This is a genomic window from Rouxiella sp. T17, assembly GCF_036663475.1.
In the GTDB taxonomy this organism is placed as follows: Bacteria; Pseudomonadota; Gammaproteobacteria; order Enterobacterales; family Enterobacteriaceae; genus Rouxiella.
Genome location: NZ_JAWUEA010000021.1, coordinates 35957 through 49332, shown reverse-complemented (window position 1 = coordinate 49332; position 13376 = coordinate 35957). Strand labels below are relative to the sequence as shown.

Genomic DNA, 13376 nt, shown 5'->3' with positions numbered 1-13376 from the left:
TTGGCGTCGAGCGCCGCAACGCGCACTTAAAATGCGCGATCCCTCACTGTTTAGGTCATTTTTTTCGAGATCCTGCACGATGGCACACTTTATGCCTGATCCACTCTGCGTAGTCGAATTTTAGGTATGCAAAAACCCTAGCCTGTTATGTCAGTGAGGTGATGATGATTAATAAAGACCTTTTCGATTCGCCCTTTTTTGATGAAATGTTAATGGCACAAGGGCAGCATCGCGGCCATTATCAAGCCTACTGGCAATGGTTACAGCAGGCCGATAAACAGGCCATTCAGCGCAAGAAAGAAGAAGCCGCGCTGTTATTTCATCGGGTGGGAATTACCTTTAACGTTTACGGGGATGATGACGGCGCAGAGCGGCTGATCCCTTTCGACAGCGTGCCGCGCATTATTCCGGCCAAAGAGTGGCAGATGCTGGACAGCGGTATTCGTCAGCGGGTGCAGGCGTTGAACTGTTTTCTGCATGATATTTATCACGACCAGCGAATCCTCAAGGCAGGGATCGTTCCCGCTGAGCAGGTGCTTGCAAACGATCAGTATCAACCTTGCATGCAGGGCGTTGATTTACATCGCGATACTTATGCGCACATTGCCGGTACCGACATGGTGCGCGGCGGTGACGGCGAATATTACGTGCTGGAAGACAACCTGCGCACGCCGTCGGGCGTCTCTTATATGCTCGAAAACCGCAAAATGATGATGCGGTTGTATCCCGAACTGTTCAGCGAGCAGCGCATCGCGCCGGTTTCTCGCTACCCTTCTCACCTGCTGCAAACGCTGCGCGAAAGCACGCCGGTCAACGATCCGACCGTTGTGGTGCTTACGCCGGGCCGTTTTAACAGCGCCTATTTCGAACACAGTTTCCTTGCGCAGCAGATGGGCGTCGAGCTGGTCGAAAGCGTGGATCTGTTTGTGAAAGACGGCGCGGTATTTATGCGTACTACCGCCGGACCTTGCAAAGTTGACGTGATTTATCGCCGTCTCGACGATGCGTTTCTCGACCCGCTGGCCTTCCGCGCCGATTCGATGCTCGGCGTGCCCGGCCTGCTGTCAGTTTATCGCACCGGAAATGTGGTGCTGGCCAACGCGATCGGCACGGGCGTCGCCGACGACAAGTCGATCTATCCTTACGTTCCGGAAATGATCCGCTACTATCTCGGCGAAGATCCTATCCTTAATAACGTGCCCACCTGGCAGTGTCGTAAAGAGACGGATCTCTCTTACGTGCTCGCCAATCTCGAGAAAATGGTGGTGAAAGAGGTTCACGGCGCGGGCGGTTACGGCATGCTAATTGGTCCGCAGTCAACGCAGGCGCAAATCGAAACCTTCCGCGAGTTGCTCAAAGCGCGGCCGCAAAACTACATCGCGCAGGAAACGCTGGCGCTTTCGACGTGCCCCACTTTTGTCGACGACGGCCTCGCGCCGCGCCATATCGACCTGCGCCCCTTTGCCCTCACCGGCGCCGAAATTCGTTTGGTGCCCGGCGGCTTAACCCGCGTGGCGCTGGCCGAAGGGTCGCTGGTGGTCAACTCGTCGCAGGGCGGCGGGACTAAAGACACCTGGGTTTTGGAGGATGACGCATGCTAAGCAGAACAGCCAGTGAACTCTATTGGATGGCCCGCTATCTCGAGCGCGCCGAAAACATCGCCCGCTTGATGGACGTCACCAACAAGCTGTCGATGATGTCGATTCGTGACAGTAATCATGACTTGCTGGTGCCGCTGCTGCTGACCGGCACGCAAAATTTGTTTAACGAAACCTATCAGCAGGTCACGATGAATAACCTGCTGCACTTTTTCGCTATCGATAGTAACAATCACAGCAGCATTATCAGTTGCATGCAAATGGCGTGGAACAATGCTCACGCGGTGCGCGGCAGCCTCTCTTCGGAAGTCTGGGAGAGCATTAACGCTTCGTGGATTGAAATGAAAATCATCCGCCGTCAGGGAGTGGGATCCGCCGGCGCAGACAGCTTTTTCGATTGGGTAAAAGAGCGTTCGCACCTGTTTCGCGGCGCCATGTTCGGCACGTTGTTACGCAGTGACGCGCTCTATTTTATTCGTCTCGGCACCATGCTTGAGCGCGCCGACAGCACCGCGCGCCTGCTTGAAGCCAAAAATCAGCTGCTGGATGCCGACGAAGATCCGGTCCGCGAATACTATCGAATGGACACGCTGCTGCGCGCGGTAAGCGCTCGAGAAGCGTTCCATAGTCTTTATAAACAGCAGCTTAGCCGTGAAACCATCGCCGACTTGCTGATCCTGCGTCGTGAATTGCCGCGCTCGCTGCTGGCCTGCGTTGAGGTGATTACCGAGCAGCTCGAACTGATTGGCGGCAGCGCGGGCAATCTGCCACGCCGTCGCGCCCACACTTTGCATGCCCAGCTACGCTTCTCGACCCTCGCAGAAATTCAGGAGATCGGCCTCAGCGACTGGCTGAATGATTTTCTCAGCCAGACCAATGCGATTGCCGAAAGCGTTCACCAAACTTATTTGGAGGCACAATGAAACTGAATGTCAGTCATCAAACGCATTACACCTATGCGCAGCAGGTTAAACGCAGCACCCAGTATTTGCGTTTGACGCCGCAAAATTCCAGCCATCAGAAAATCCTGACCTGGGAGCTGAGCCTGCCCGAATACGCGACGCGCACCATTGATGCCTACGGCAACGTGCTGCACGTGTTAACCCTCGACCAGCCGCATCAGGCGATCACTATCGAAGCCAACGGCGTGGTGGAAATTGAAGATAACGTCGAAGATGACAACTTTGGCCATCTTTCGCCGCTGGTATTTTTACGCGCCAGTCCGCTGACGCACGCCGATGGCGCGATTCGCGATTTCGCCTCGCGCTATTATCGTTCGCAAACGCAACACGAAAGTCTGTGCAAGCTGATGGGCGAGCTGTTGCTGAAAATGCCTTACAGTCCGGGCACCACGACCGTAAAAGACAGCGCGGCGCAGGCGTTTAGCGCGCAGCAGGGCGTCTGTCAGGATCATACCCACGTTTTTCTGGCCTGTTGCCGCAGTCTGGGCATTCCGGCGCGCTATGTCAGCGGCTATCTTTACAGCCAGGATACGGAACACGTGGCGACCCACGCCTGGGCCGAAGCGTGGATAGACGATCGCTGGCAGAGTTTCGATGTGACAAACAATACCTGTCAGCCCAATCAGCATTTGAAACTCGCTATCGGGATAGATTATCTTGATGCCTGTCCGGTGCGCGGCATTCGGCTGGGCGGCGGGTGTGAAGACATGCATACTGTCGCGGCGGTCCAGATGCTGGACGTTCCGCAGTAGCGCCATTTTCCATTAATCTCTTTCTTTATAACGGGTAACGAGTATGACTTACTGTGTGGCCATGCGATTGTCCTCTGGCCTGGTGTTTGTTTCGGACTCACGAACCAATGCCGGGGTGGATCACATTTCCACTTTCCGCAAACTGCATGTTTTTCATCAGAGTGATGAACGCATGCTGGTAATTCAGAGTGCCGGCAATTTAGCGACCACACAGAGCATTCTCAGCCTGTTGCACCGCCGCTGTTTAGATGCGGCGAGCCCTAGCCTGCTCAATGTCGAATCGATGTATGACGCAGCGAGCCTGCTGGGGGAAACGGTGCGGGAAGTGATTGCTCGCGACAGTGGCGATAATCAGGGCGGTATGACCGATTTTAGCTGTAACCTGTTGTTGGGCGGTCAGATTAAGGGCGAGGGAATGCGGCTGTTCCACGTTTACCCGCAGGGAAACTTTATCGAAGCGACCCACGACACGCCCTATTTTCAGGTCGGCGAAAGCAAATATGGCAAACCGATTATCGATCGCGTACTGACTTACGATACGCCGCTGGAACAGGCGATGCAGTGCGCGCTGATTTCTATGGATTCGACGTTGCGCAGCAATCTGTCGGTCGGATTACCGCTGGATGTGATGATCTACCCGAAAGAAAGTTTCAGCGCCAGCCAGCAGCATCGAATTACCGAAGATCACCCGTATTTCGCGATGATCCGCAAAGGTTGGGGCGAAGGGTTGTTGAGCATTTTCGGTCAGTTACCGCCGCTGAAACTGGAAAAATAGCGCTTTCGTTTTTATTTACGTTTGCGTTTGCGTTTGCTACAAGGGTGCCGGTTCTGTTTCTACCTGCGCCTCTTTCTTTTCCATTTGCGTTTCGATCGCAAAAGGATCAATACCGCGCTGCTGCATTCGATAAAAACGAATGATGTTAAAACCGTTCATAATCAGAAAGCTGCTTTCGATTAGCGTGCCGCCGATAGAACCCAGCCAGATATTGTGTGCCACCCAACCACAGGTCGAAAACCACATAATAACCCGCGTTTTCAAGCCGCTGGTGCGAAACAGTGCCCACGTGCTGGCGACCGTGCCGATAACCGGCAGCAGCTCCATCAAATGTTTGGCCTTACCCAATCCGAAACTTAGCGTAAGAATAATAAACGCCATCATCACCCACACGCTGCGCGTACGCAGAGCAAGCTGGGTGCGCACGGAGTTTAGCAACGCCGCGCTGCCCGCCGAGTTGGCCCCCATCAATAGAAAATGCACGCCGATAATGGCGCTGTAAGCAGAAAGCTGCTGTTTAAAACGGCGATCGCTGCGGCTGAAAAACATGGTAATACCGACACAAAAGGCCAGTAAACCAATCCCCTGCGCGAACCAGTAAAGCGACATGATGAAATATCCCAGTGCGAAACGAGACCTTCTGCTCGAGTTCCGAATCTGGGAGCCGTTGGCAGAAAGCGAGAGGTTAAATTGCATAGTTAACCATTTGGTTCGCTATCCTATCGAGATTGCGATTCGCTGACAATGTGACTGTGATGTTAAAAATGTAAATTTAAAGAAATATAGGCTTTTACCTATTTAACATCTTCACTTCTGTCATGACGCGTCCAGTAATGTCAGCCAATGTAAAAAGCTCTCTTTACTGCCCTTATGAGGTGAGTTATCGGAAGAATGGACTGTTTCGCCGATTGATACTTTGTTACAGTTAGACCAGTTTTCTTACGGCCTTCTTGCGGATGTCTCATCATTACTTCGCGGGCTTTGTGCATGATGCATAACGGAAAACTCACCCACTCGGTAAGCCATCGGCGTTGAGGCTGTTTCTCCGTGGATTGATCTCTTACCAAATGAATTTAATGGAGTTTCTAAAGCCACATGGAAATTATCAGCTCACTTATGCATGCCCTTTGGCAGCAGGATTACGAAACGCTGGCCAATCCTTCGCTGATTTGGACGCTGTATATCGTGCTGTTCGTGATTATTTTCCTTGAGAATGGTTTGCTCCCTGCCGCCTTTTTGCCGGGCGACAGTCTGCTGATTCTTGTGGGTGTGCTGATTGCAAAAGGCGCGATGAATTTTCCGCTGACGATCACGCTGTTAACCATCGCCGCCAGTCTAGGCTGTTGGTTAAGTTACATTCAAGGTAAATGGCTCGGTAACACCCGCGTGGTTCAGGGCTGGTTGGGTCATCTTCCCGTGCAATATCATGAACGTGCGCACCAGCTTTTCCATCGTCACGGCCTTTCGGCGCTGTTAGTCGGACGTTTTCTGGCCTTTGTTCGCACCTTATTGCCGACCATTGCCGGACTCTCCGGTTTAAGCAACGCCCGTTTCCAGTTCTTCAACTGGATCAGCGCCTTTTTATGGATAGTCATTCTTACCAGCTTGGGTTACGTGCTTGGCAAAACGCCGATCTTCAGAAAGTATGAAGACCAGCTGATGCTCTGCCTGATGATTTTGCCGCTGCTGTTGCTGGTTATTGGGCTGGTAGGCTCGCTGGTGGTGTTATGGAAAAAGAAAAAGGCCGATCGTTTGGCGAAAGGTAAAAATGCATGAAGCGCCGCATTTATGAAGTAAAAGCTGAAAAACTTTCCTCTCTGGCAGGACCTTGCTGATGTCGAAACTCGCGTTTTCCAAAAGCCTGATCCTCTGGCCTGCCGCCATTGTCTTGCTGTTGATGCTGACCACCGTCGGCGTTATCGCGCTGCCTAAAATGCCCGAAACGAGCGATGCGTTGAAAATCAGCGTGATACAAAAAGGCGATGACTTGCCCGACGGCTTTACGCTCTATCAAAGCCTCAGCCAGCACGGCGTGCAAATCGACAGCATCACTCCCGCCAATGGCAGTCTGGTGGTTCGCCTGCACTCTTCAGGCCAGCAACATTTGGCGCTCGAAACGCTGAAAGCCTTGCTGCCCGGGCATTACACCGTCCAGCCTTATAGTCCCGAGCCTTCTCACGAATGGGCCAGCAAGTTCGCTCAAGATCGCCCAAAAGTGGGCTGAGCGCACATTTTCTTCTGTTTTAAGTGCTTTAAGAGTCCGCTTAATAGCCAACCTGCCCCCTCCTCACTATAGTTATTGCATCGATAGATAGTTGCCTAACTGCCTAACATGACGTTCCAAACATTACGTTCTAAACATTACGTTCTAAACGTTACGTGCCAAGCAATTCGTTAGAGCGCGCAAGGAGTTCGCGCCTCGAGCGAGTGTTTTCTGAAACAGTGATTAACAGGATAGAAAATCATGAACAAAACTGTCGCAACGCTGCTGTTTATTCCAGCTATGGCCCTCGCCTCTTCAGCCTTTGCTGCGCCGAAAGTTGAAACCTGCGCAACCAAGCAGCAGGACATCAAGCAACAGCTTGAATATGCCCACCAGCACAATAATAAAGAACAGATCGCGGGTTTACAGAAAGCGCTGGCCGAAAGTCAGGCCCACTGTACGGAAACGGGACTTAAGTCCGCTCAACAGCAAAAAATTGCCGAAAAGCAGGAAAAAGTGAACGAACGGACAAGAGAATTGAAAAAAGCCCAGGCTACAGGCAATAAAAGCAAAATTGCCAAGCAGCAGAAAAAGCTCGATGAAGCCTTGCACGAGCTGAACGAAGTCTCTACTCGATAAGCGCTGACGCCTACTTTTAAAGCAGATTGCCGGCAATGCCCGTGACCCAGAGAAATCGCATTTGCACTGCCGTTAAAATCCGCTATGTTTAATATTCTTATCATAAAGTTATGGAGTGACGAATAATGGCTACTACCCCAACGTCTGAGAACCTGCGTGCCGAACTGAAATCTTTGGCCGATACGCTTGAAGAAGTGCTCCAAACCTCCACGGATAAGTCGAAAGCCGAACTCGACAACCTGCGCGTGAAAGCCGAAGGTCTGTTGAAAGACACCCGTGCTAGCCTTAGCGACACCGGTGATAAAATTGCTAGCCAAACCAAAGAGATCGCCAGCAAAGCCGACGATTATGTCCACGACAAACCTTGGACTGGCGTAGGTATCGGTGCCGCCATCGGCGTGGTTATCGGCGTTCTTCTAGCCCGTCGTTGATATTATGGCTGAGACTCCGAGAACTCCCGCACACGGGCCAGGAAGAGGCATTATCGACAGCGCACAACGCATCGTCACCATTATGGTGGGGATGGTTGAAACCCGTTTAAGATTAGTAGTCGTCGAGCTGGAAGAAGAAAAAGCTAATCTTTTCCAGCTGTTACTGATGGCTTGCATCACGCTGATTTTTACGGCTTTCGGATTAATGAGCCTGTTGGTCGTGCTATTTTTCGCTATCGATCCGGCCTATCGTTTGACAGCCATGGCGACCACCACAGCGGTGCTTCTGCTATTGGCGGTTATTTTGGGTGCCTGGACGCTGGGTAAAGCTAGACGTTCAACCTTGTTGAGTGCCTCGCGCCGCCAGCTGAAGATTGACCGAGCCTTGTTGGATAAGGATGTTGATCACGATGAGTAATCATTCGAAAGCGCCTAAGCCTTCTCCGGTTATCGAAAAAGTCCGTTTACTCCGCAAGATCGAGCGCGAACGCGCCGATCTTGTGGTCGCGAAACAGGAATGGCTGACCTCGACCACCAAGCTGGATCAAACGTGGCTCAAGGTTGTTGATATGCGTAAGTATTTGGTCGTCGCTTCGAGCGCGGTTGCCGTTTACAGCATTCGCCATCCGAGCCGCCTTATCCGCTGGTCAAAACGCGCTTTCAGCATTTGGGGGACGGTTCGCCTGTTCCGTAAGACCTTAAGCAAAAACTAATTCCCAAACGCGTTCTTTTAATCCATTCCCGTTTCTGTTCGACCCATCTCTTGTACATTTTCCCCTTCACGGCGAATAGCGTAAAGGCTATCCGCCGCGAATAATTTCATCGCAAAACCCCTGCCTTAAAACCTCTTCCCATGACCTTTCTTACCCTTTTGTGCGTAATTCAGTTTTTTTGATGAATTACGACAGTTTTACTTGCTAACAAACTGTGAAATTTCCCCCTATTATCAGCTCCATCAACAGAGACAAGGCTGTGACGGGGGATACAGGCCCGATGCATCCAAAATCAAAACATAAATATAAAGCCAAATTTTTTGGTGCTTTCTTATCGGAGTCAAAGAAAATGAACAAAGTCCATGACGCAGCCTTGCTAGTAGCCCGTATTCTGATGCCAATTCTTTTCATCGTTGCAGGCTGGGGCAAAATGCATGCTTACACCGCGACGGCCGGTTACATGGCTTCTGCGGGTGTGCCAGGCTTCTTCCTGCCATTAACTATTTTGCTGGAGTTCGGCGGCGGTCTGGCGATTCTGTTTGGTTTCCTGACGCGCACCACGGCGCTGATTACCGCCATCTTCACTATCTTGACGGCGGTTATCTTCCACGTTGATTTCAGCGTTGCCGTTAACCAGATGATGTTTATGAAAAACCTGTCAATCGCAGGCGGTTTCCTGGTGCTGTTTGCTTCAGGCCCGGGCGCTTTCAGCATCGACCGTTTGTTGAAAAAGAACTGGTAAGCCGACGTTCTTACCCAACTTCGATGACCACGATGACGCGCTATACTTAATGCAGTGAATCATCGATAAAACAGTAAGGGCGAGGTGATTAATCACGTCGCCCTTTTCTTTTATTACATTCAATGTCTTACCCGCCGGAGTTTGGCGCGGGACAAAAAGGAAATTCATCATGGGACAACTGGTTGAAGGTAAGTGGCAGGACACGTGGTACGACACCAAGTCTACCGGCGGACGTTTTAAGCGTTCCGAATCACAGTTCCGCAACTGGATAACGCCCGACGGTGAGCCCGGTCCGCACGGCGTGGGGGGTTTTACCGCCGAGAAAGATCGCTATCATCTGTATGTTTCACTCGCCTGCCCGTGGGCGCATCGCACGCTGATCATGCGCTCGTTGAAGGGTCTTGAGCATCTGATTTCCGTTTCCGTAGTGCATCCGCTGATGTTGGAAAATGGCTGGACCTTCGCTACTGATTTTCCGGGCGCGACGGGCGACACGCTTTATCATCATGATTTTGCCTATGAAATTTATCTGCGCGCGCAAGATGATTATACCGGCCGTGTCACCGTGCCTATCCTGTGGGACAAAAAGCAGCAAACGATTGTCAGTAATGAATCGGCTGACATCATGCGCATTTTCAATAGCGCATTTGATGCCGTTGGGGCAAGAGCCGGTGATTTTTATCCGAAAACGTTACGCACGGAAATCGACGCGCTTAATGAATGGATTTATCCAGAAATTAATAATGGCGTCTATAAATCCGGTTTTGCGACCACGCAGGAAGCTTACGATGAGGCCGTTAACGGCGTGTTTGCCGCGTTGGATAAGGTTGAAACTATTCTGGAAAAACGCCGTTATCTGACGGGAAATACGTTAACAGAGGCCGATTTACGCCTTTGGACGACGCTGGTTCGTTTTGATCCGGTTTACGTGACGCATTTCAAATGCGACAGACATCGCATCAGCGATTATCCCAATCTGTACGGTTTCTTGAGAGATATCTATCAGTTAGAGGGAATTTCGGAAACGGTCGATTTGGCACACATCCGTAATCACTATTACCGCAGTCACGCGACGATTAATCCTTACGGCATTATTTCGATCGGGCCCGCGCAGGATTTGGATTCGCCTCACGGCCGCGACACGCGATTTGGCTGAGTAAAATCGACTCCTCGCGCATTTTGGTGGAGGAGTCGTTTTGCTGACCTAGCGCGAATGAAACAGTTTAGGGATTTCGCGCAGAAACCAGGCTTTCGCTTCACCCATACTGTCGCGACGCCACGCCATAATAATATCGGCTTCGCGATTGTATTCGGCACTCACTACCCGCAAACGACCTTCGGCGATATCCTGCTCTACCATTGGGTAAGGCATCGTCGCGACACCCAAACCAGCGATCAGCGCCTGACGTTTTTCCTGCAGGCTGCTCACCGTTAAACGTTGTTGCTTATCAAGAAGTTGCACGGTCAAAACCGGACGTTCACGTGCCGTATCGGCGACGGCAATCCCGCGGTATTTCACGCGACTCACCTCAGAAAGTGGTTCGGCTTCAAGATGAATCGGATGCTCCGGCGCGGCAACGTACACGCTCATTATTCTATAGAGCTTGCGGCTGTTGATTTCGGATGACGAACGAAAATGCATATCGGGCGCGATAACGATATCGGCGCGGCCGTTTTCTAATCTTTCCCACGCGCCGGCCAACACTTCGGTAATCAACGAAACCTGCGTGTTGGCTTTGAGCGCCAGCTTGTCGATTAGCGGAAACAGCTGCGCAGCCGGAGCCAATGCTTCACAAACGATAGTAATGTGCGTTTCCCAACCTCGCGCCAGAGCTTCGGCGTCAACGGTCAGTTTATCTGCGGCTTCAAGAAGAACACGGCCGCGTTCGAGCAGCATACGTCCGACATTGGTGAATTTTGTGCGATGTCCTGAGCGATCGAAAAGCACCACGTCGAGTTCTTCCTCGAGCTTTTGCATGGTGTAACTTAACGCCGAAGGCACGCGCCCCAGTTCATCCGCCGCAGCGGCAAAGCTTCCGCGCCGATCAATCGCATCCATAACTCTCAATGCTTCAAGAGTTAGCGCTCGGTCCTTGGCCATTTTTTTCTCTGTCAGGAAATTTGAATATAGCGACCAGATTAACTGGCTAACAATCGTGCGTCTAGACGCTTACCATTAATCTATCGATTATTTTGACTGAGCCACGGCCATGATTAAAAGCAGAACAGCAGAAGAATGCGGAAAAGCCGACTTTGGTTGGCTCAAAGCGCGTTATACCTTTTCCTTTGGGCACTATTTCGACCCAACATTAATGGGTTACGCCTCGCTACGGGTGTTAAATCAGGAGATTTTAGCCCCCGGCGCAAGCTTACAGCCCCGCACTTATCCTCGCGTCGACGTGCTTAACCTCGTGTTGCAGGGTGAAGCCGAATATCGCGACAGCGAAGGCCACAGCGTGCTGGTTAACACGGGCGAAGCGGCGCTACTCTCTACCCAGCCCAATGTGAGCTACAGTGAGCATAATGTTAGCCAAACTGAACCACTGACGAGAATGCAGCTGTGGCTCGATGCTTGCCCCACCCAGGAAAACCCGCTGCTTCAGAAAGTCGTTATTGGTGACGAAACTCAATGTTTGCTGGCCTCGCCCGATGGCGACGGTGGCAGTCTGCAACTTCGTCAGCAGGTGTGGATCCATCATATAAATCTTGCGGCGGGCGAGCAGCTTGAGTTTACCATTCACGGACCGCGCGCCTATTTGCAGTCAGTCCATGGTCAGGCCCACGTTAAGGGCGGTGAAACGCACGTTGAACAACAGCTGGTGTGTGGCGATGGCGCCTTTATCCATCAGGAAAACACGTTGACCGTAAAAGCCTGTTCGCCGTTGCAAGCGCTGCTCATCGATTTGCCTGTTTAGTTAAGTCTTTCAGAAACAAAAAACCCCGCCGAAGCGAGGTTTTGTGCGGAATGAGTTGGCGTTGACCGTCAAGCCGCCGCCCTTATAAAGAGCGTCGTGGACAGTCATTCCTCTTTTCCATGCGTCTGAAAACAAAAAACCCCGCCGAAGCGAGGTTTGTTGCGCAATGAGTTGGCGTTGACCGTCAAGCCGCTGCCCTTATAAAAAGCGTCGTGGACAGTCATTCCTCTTTTCCATGCGCCAGAAACAACAAACCCCGCCGAAGCGGGGTTTGTTGCGGAATGAGTTGGAGTTGACCGTTAAGCCGGGTTCTGTCGTGGACAGTCATTCCTCTAGGCCAGCAATCGCTCACTGGCTCAAGCAGCCTACCCGGGTTCAGTACGGGCCGTACCATGTGAACCCCTATTTGGCCTTGCTCCGGGTGGAGTTTACCATGCCACGGACTGTTGCCAGCCGCGCGGTGCGCTCTTACCGCACCCTTTCACCCTTACCTGATCCCACTTGCGCGGGCCATCGGCGGTTTGCTCTCTGTTGCACTTGTCGTAGGCTCGCGCCTCCCAGGCGTTACCTGGCACCCTGCCCTATGGAGCCCGGACTTTCCTCCCCTCCATCTGTCTCCCCCGAAAGGGACGGCAACGAAGCGGCGACTGTCTGGTCAACTCCGGCGCGAATTATAGGGGGTTCAGGCGCCGATGTATAGGGTAGATGTCACTTAACGCCGTAGCATCGCGCAAACCTTACTCGTCTTCGTCACTTTCTTCTTGGCTTTCATCGCCTTGCTGATCCAGCGCATAGCGATACAACGCGTTTTTCTTCACGCCGTGGATTTCCGCCGCCAGCGCCGCCGCCTTCTTCAAAGGCAGCTCTTTCTGTAACAGCGCAAAAGTACGCAGCGCCTCGGCAGGCAAGGCTTCGCTGTCGTGGGTGTGCCCTTCGACAATCAATACCATCTCGCCGCGCTTACGCGTTTCGTCCTCTTTTACCCACGCCAGCAGCTCGCCCACCGGCTTGCCGGTAATCGATTCCCACGTTTTGGTGATTTCGCGCGCCAGCACCACGTAGCGATCGGGTCCCCAAACGGTGACCATATCTTGCAGGCTTTCGAGCAGGCGATGGGTAGATTCATAGAAAATCATCGTGCGCGGCTCTTCAATCAGCGCCTGAAGGGTATCTTTTCGCGATTTAGTTTTAGCCGGTAAAAAACCTTCGTAAGTGAAGCGATCGGAAGGCAGTCCGGCGGCGCTCAGGGCGGTGATAGCGGCACAGGCACCCGGCAAGGGAACGACGCGGATCCCGGCTTCGCGACAGCGACGTACCAGATGATATCCGGGGTCGTTGATCAGCGGCGTTCCAGCATCTGAAACCAGCGCAATGCTTTGACCTTCTTGAAGTTTTGTCAAAAGATGTTCGGCTTTTTGCTGCTCGTTATGGTCGTGCAAAGGATACATTTTGGCGCTGATGGCAAAGTGCTGAAGCAGCAATCCGGTGTGGCGTGTGTCCTCGGCGGCAATCAAATCGACACGGCTCAAAACGGCCAGGGCGCGCTGCGTGATGTCTCCCAAATTGCCGATTGGCGTCGGTACCACGTAAAGCGTTGATGCAGAAATATCTGCTTGATCGTGTTGATTCATTGTTTCATCCGGATT

General features: G+C 52.2%; 16 protein-coding genes and 1 other RNA gene. 13 read left to right on the top strand and 4 right to left on the bottom strand.

The features are described 5' to 3' along the window. Positions 1-164: 164 nt before the first annotated feature. From SC206_RS05330 to SC206_RS05315, 4 genes are read left to right on the top strand one after another with little or no spacing between them, the layout of a single operon-like run. On the top strand, positions 165-1601 hold the full coding sequence (locus SC206_RS05330; protein ID WP_332734984.1) for a circularly permuted type 2 ATP-grasp protein: 1437 nt from the start codon (positions 165-167) through the stop codon (positions 1599-1601). Beyond that, positions 1595-2521, top strand: coding sequence for an alpha-E domain-containing protein (locus SC206_RS05325; RefSeq protein WP_332734912.1), 927 nt, complete (start codon positions 1595-1597; stop codon positions 2519-2521). The genes SC206_RS05330 and SC206_RS05325 overlap by 7 nt, the downstream gene beginning before the upstream one ends. Then, the gene (locus SC206_RS05320; RefSeq protein ID WP_332734910.1) at positions 2518-3312 is read left to right on the top strand and encodes a transglutaminase family protein; all 795 of its coding nucleotides are present in this window, start codon (positions 2518-2520) and stop codon (positions 3310-3312) included. The genes SC206_RS05325 and SC206_RS05320 overlap by 4 nt, the downstream gene beginning before the upstream one ends. Positions 3313-3355: 43 nt before the next feature. Then, complete coding sequence (locus tag SC206_RS05315; RefSeq protein ID WP_332734908.1) at positions 3356-4087, top strand: proteasome-type protease; 732 nt, start codon at positions 3356-3358, stop codon at positions 4085-4087. 36 nt (positions 4088-4123) lie between these two features. On the opposite strand, the gene SC206_RS05310 is transcribed toward SC206_RS05315, so the two are convergent. Next, positions 4124-4696: a YgjV family protein gene (locus SC206_RS05310; RefSeq protein ID WP_332734906.1), complete on the bottom strand. Its 573-nt coding sequence runs from the start codon at positions 4694-4696 to the stop codon at positions 4124-4126. 486 nt (positions 4697-5182) lie between these two features. Between SC206_RS05310 and SC206_RS05305 the strand changes: the two genes are divergently transcribed. From SC206_RS05305 to SC206_RS05270, 8 genes are all read left to right on the top strand, one after another. Continuing rightward, positions 5183-5863, top strand: a complete 681-nt coding sequence (locus SC206_RS05305) for a DedA family protein (RefSeq protein ID WP_332734904.1) — start codon at positions 5183-5185, stop codon at positions 5861-5863. Between the two features lie 58 nt (positions 5864-5921). Further along, positions 5922-6311 carry an EnvZ/OmpR regulon moderator MzrA gene (mzrA, locus tag SC206_RS05300; protein ID WP_332734902.1) on the top strand — a complete coding sequence of 130 codons (390 nt, stop codon included), beginning with the start codon at positions 5922-5924 and terminating at the stop codon, positions 6309-6311. A gap of 240 nt (positions 6312-6551) precedes the next feature. Then, entirely contained in the window at positions 6552-6929 is a 378-nt protein-coding gene (locus SC206_RS05295; protein ID WP_332734900.1) for a DUF1090 domain-containing protein, read from the top strand. 125 nt (positions 6930-7054) lie between these two features. Further along, the gene (locus tag SC206_RS05290) at positions 7055-7360 is read left to right on the top strand and encodes a DUF883 family protein (protein WP_332734899.1); all 306 of its coding nucleotides are present in this window, start codon (positions 7055-7057) and stop codon (positions 7358-7360) included. A gap of 4 nt (positions 7361-7364) precedes the next feature. Continuing rightward, complete coding sequence (locus SC206_RS05285; protein WP_332734897.1) at positions 7365-7778, top strand: phage holin family protein; 414 nt, start codon at positions 7365-7367, stop codon at positions 7776-7778. After that, the gene (locus tag SC206_RS05280; protein ID WP_332734896.1) at positions 7771-8073 is read left to right on the top strand and encodes a YqjK-like family protein; all 303 of its coding nucleotides are present in this window, start codon (positions 7771-7773) and stop codon (positions 8071-8073) included. Before SC206_RS05285 ends, SC206_RS05280 begins: the two co-directional genes overlap by 8 nt. Positions 8074-8422: 349 nt before the next feature. Continuing rightward, positions 8423-8815 (top strand): DoxX family protein, encoded by a 393-nt coding sequence (locus SC206_RS05275; RefSeq protein ID WP_332734895.1) that lies wholly within the window; start codon positions 8423-8425, stop codon positions 8813-8815. A 169-nt stretch (positions 8816-8984) separates the two neighbouring features. Beyond that, the gene (locus SC206_RS05270; RefSeq protein ID WP_332734894.1) at positions 8985-9971 is read left to right on the top strand and encodes a glutathione S-transferase family protein; all 987 of its coding nucleotides are present in this window, start codon (positions 8985-8987) and stop codon (positions 9969-9971) included. A gap of 48 nt (positions 9972-10019) precedes the next feature. Here SC206_RS05270 and SC206_RS05265 read toward each other — a convergent pair whose 3' ends face one another. After that, positions 10020-10916: a LysR family transcriptional regulator gene (locus tag SC206_RS05265; RefSeq protein ID WP_332734893.1), complete on the bottom strand. Its 897-nt coding sequence runs from the start codon at positions 10914-10916 to the stop codon at positions 10020-10022. Between the two features lie 109 nt (positions 10917-11025). On the opposite strand from SC206_RS05265, the gene SC206_RS05260 reads away from it, so the two are divergent. Then, on the top strand, positions 11026-11730 hold the full coding sequence (locus tag SC206_RS05260) for a pirin family protein (RefSeq protein WP_332734892.1): 705 nt from the start codon (positions 11026-11028) through the stop codon (positions 11728-11730). Positions 11731-12014: 284 nt separating this feature from the next. Here the strand turns inward: SC206_RS05260 and rnpB are convergent. Together rnpB and rsmI are read right to left on the bottom strand one after the other, a co-directional pair. Further along, positions 12015-12393, bottom strand: an RNA gene (gene rnpB / locus SC206_RS05255) — RNase P RNA component class A. Between the two features lie 74 nt (positions 12394-12467). Further along, positions 12468-13361 (bottom strand): 16S rRNA (cytidine(1402)-2'-O)-methyltransferase, encoded by an 894-nt coding sequence (gene rsmI, locus SC206_RS05250; protein ID WP_332734891.1) that lies wholly within the window; start codon positions 13359-13361, stop codon positions 12468-12470. Positions 13362-13376 lie beyond the last annotated feature (15 nt).

Bases quoted from the DNA above. Each gene is read 5' to 3' on its own strand.
- SC206_RS05330 (WP_332734984.1), top strand. From the start codon at position 165: ATGATTAATAAAGACCTTTTCGATTCGCCCTTTTTTGATGAAATGTTA.
- SC206_RS05325 (WP_332734912.1), top strand. From the start codon at position 1,595: ATGCTAAGCAGAACAGCCAGTGAACTCTATTGGATGGCCCGCTATCTC.
- SC206_RS05320 (WP_332734910.1), top strand. From the start codon at position 2,518: ATGAAACTGAATGTCAGTCATCAAACGCATTACACCTATGCGCAGCAG.
- SC206_RS05315 (WP_332734908.1), top strand. From the start codon at position 3,356: ATGACTTACTGTGTGGCCATGCGATTGTCCTCTGGCCTGGTGTTTGTT.
- SC206_RS05310 (WP_332734906.1), bottom strand. From the start codon at position 4,696: ATGTCGCTTTACTGGTTCGCGCAGGGGATTGGTTTACTGGCCTTTTGT.
- SC206_RS05305 (WP_332734904.1), top strand. From the start codon at position 5,183: ATGGAAATTATCAGCTCACTTATGCATGCCCTTTGGCAGCAGGATTAC.
- mzrA (WP_332734902.1), top strand. From the start codon at position 5,922: ATGTCGAAACTCGCGTTTTCCAAAAGCCTGATCCTCTGGCCTGCCGCC.
- SC206_RS05295 (WP_332734900.1), top strand. From the start codon at position 6,552: ATGAACAAAACTGTCGCAACGCTGCTGTTTATTCCAGCTATGGCCCTC.
- SC206_RS05290 (WP_332734899.1), top strand. From the start codon at position 7,055: ATGGCTACTACCCCAACGTCTGAGAACCTGCGTGCCGAACTGAAATCT.
- SC206_RS05285 (WP_332734897.1), top strand. From the start codon at position 7,365: ATGGCTGAGACTCCGAGAACTCCCGCACACGGGCCAGGAAGAGGCATT.
- SC206_RS05280 (WP_332734896.1), top strand. From the start codon at position 7,771: ATGAGTAATCATTCGAAAGCGCCTAAGCCTTCTCCGGTTATCGAAAAA.
- SC206_RS05275 (WP_332734895.1), top strand. From the start codon at position 8,423: ATGAACAAAGTCCATGACGCAGCCTTGCTAGTAGCCCGTATTCTGATG.
- SC206_RS05270 (WP_332734894.1), top strand. From the start codon at position 8,985: ATGGGACAACTGGTTGAAGGTAAGTGGCAGGACACGTGGTACGACACC.
- SC206_RS05265 (WP_332734893.1), bottom strand. From the start codon at position 10,916: ATGGCCAAGGACCGAGCGCTAACTCTTGAAGCATTGAGAGTTATGGAT.
- SC206_RS05260 (WP_332734892.1), top strand. From the start codon at position 11,026: ATGATTAAAAGCAGAACAGCAGAAGAATGCGGAAAAGCCGACTTTGGT.
- rsmI (WP_332734891.1), bottom strand. From the start codon at position 13,361: ATGAATCAACACGATCAAGCAGATATTTCTGCATCAACGCTTTACGTG.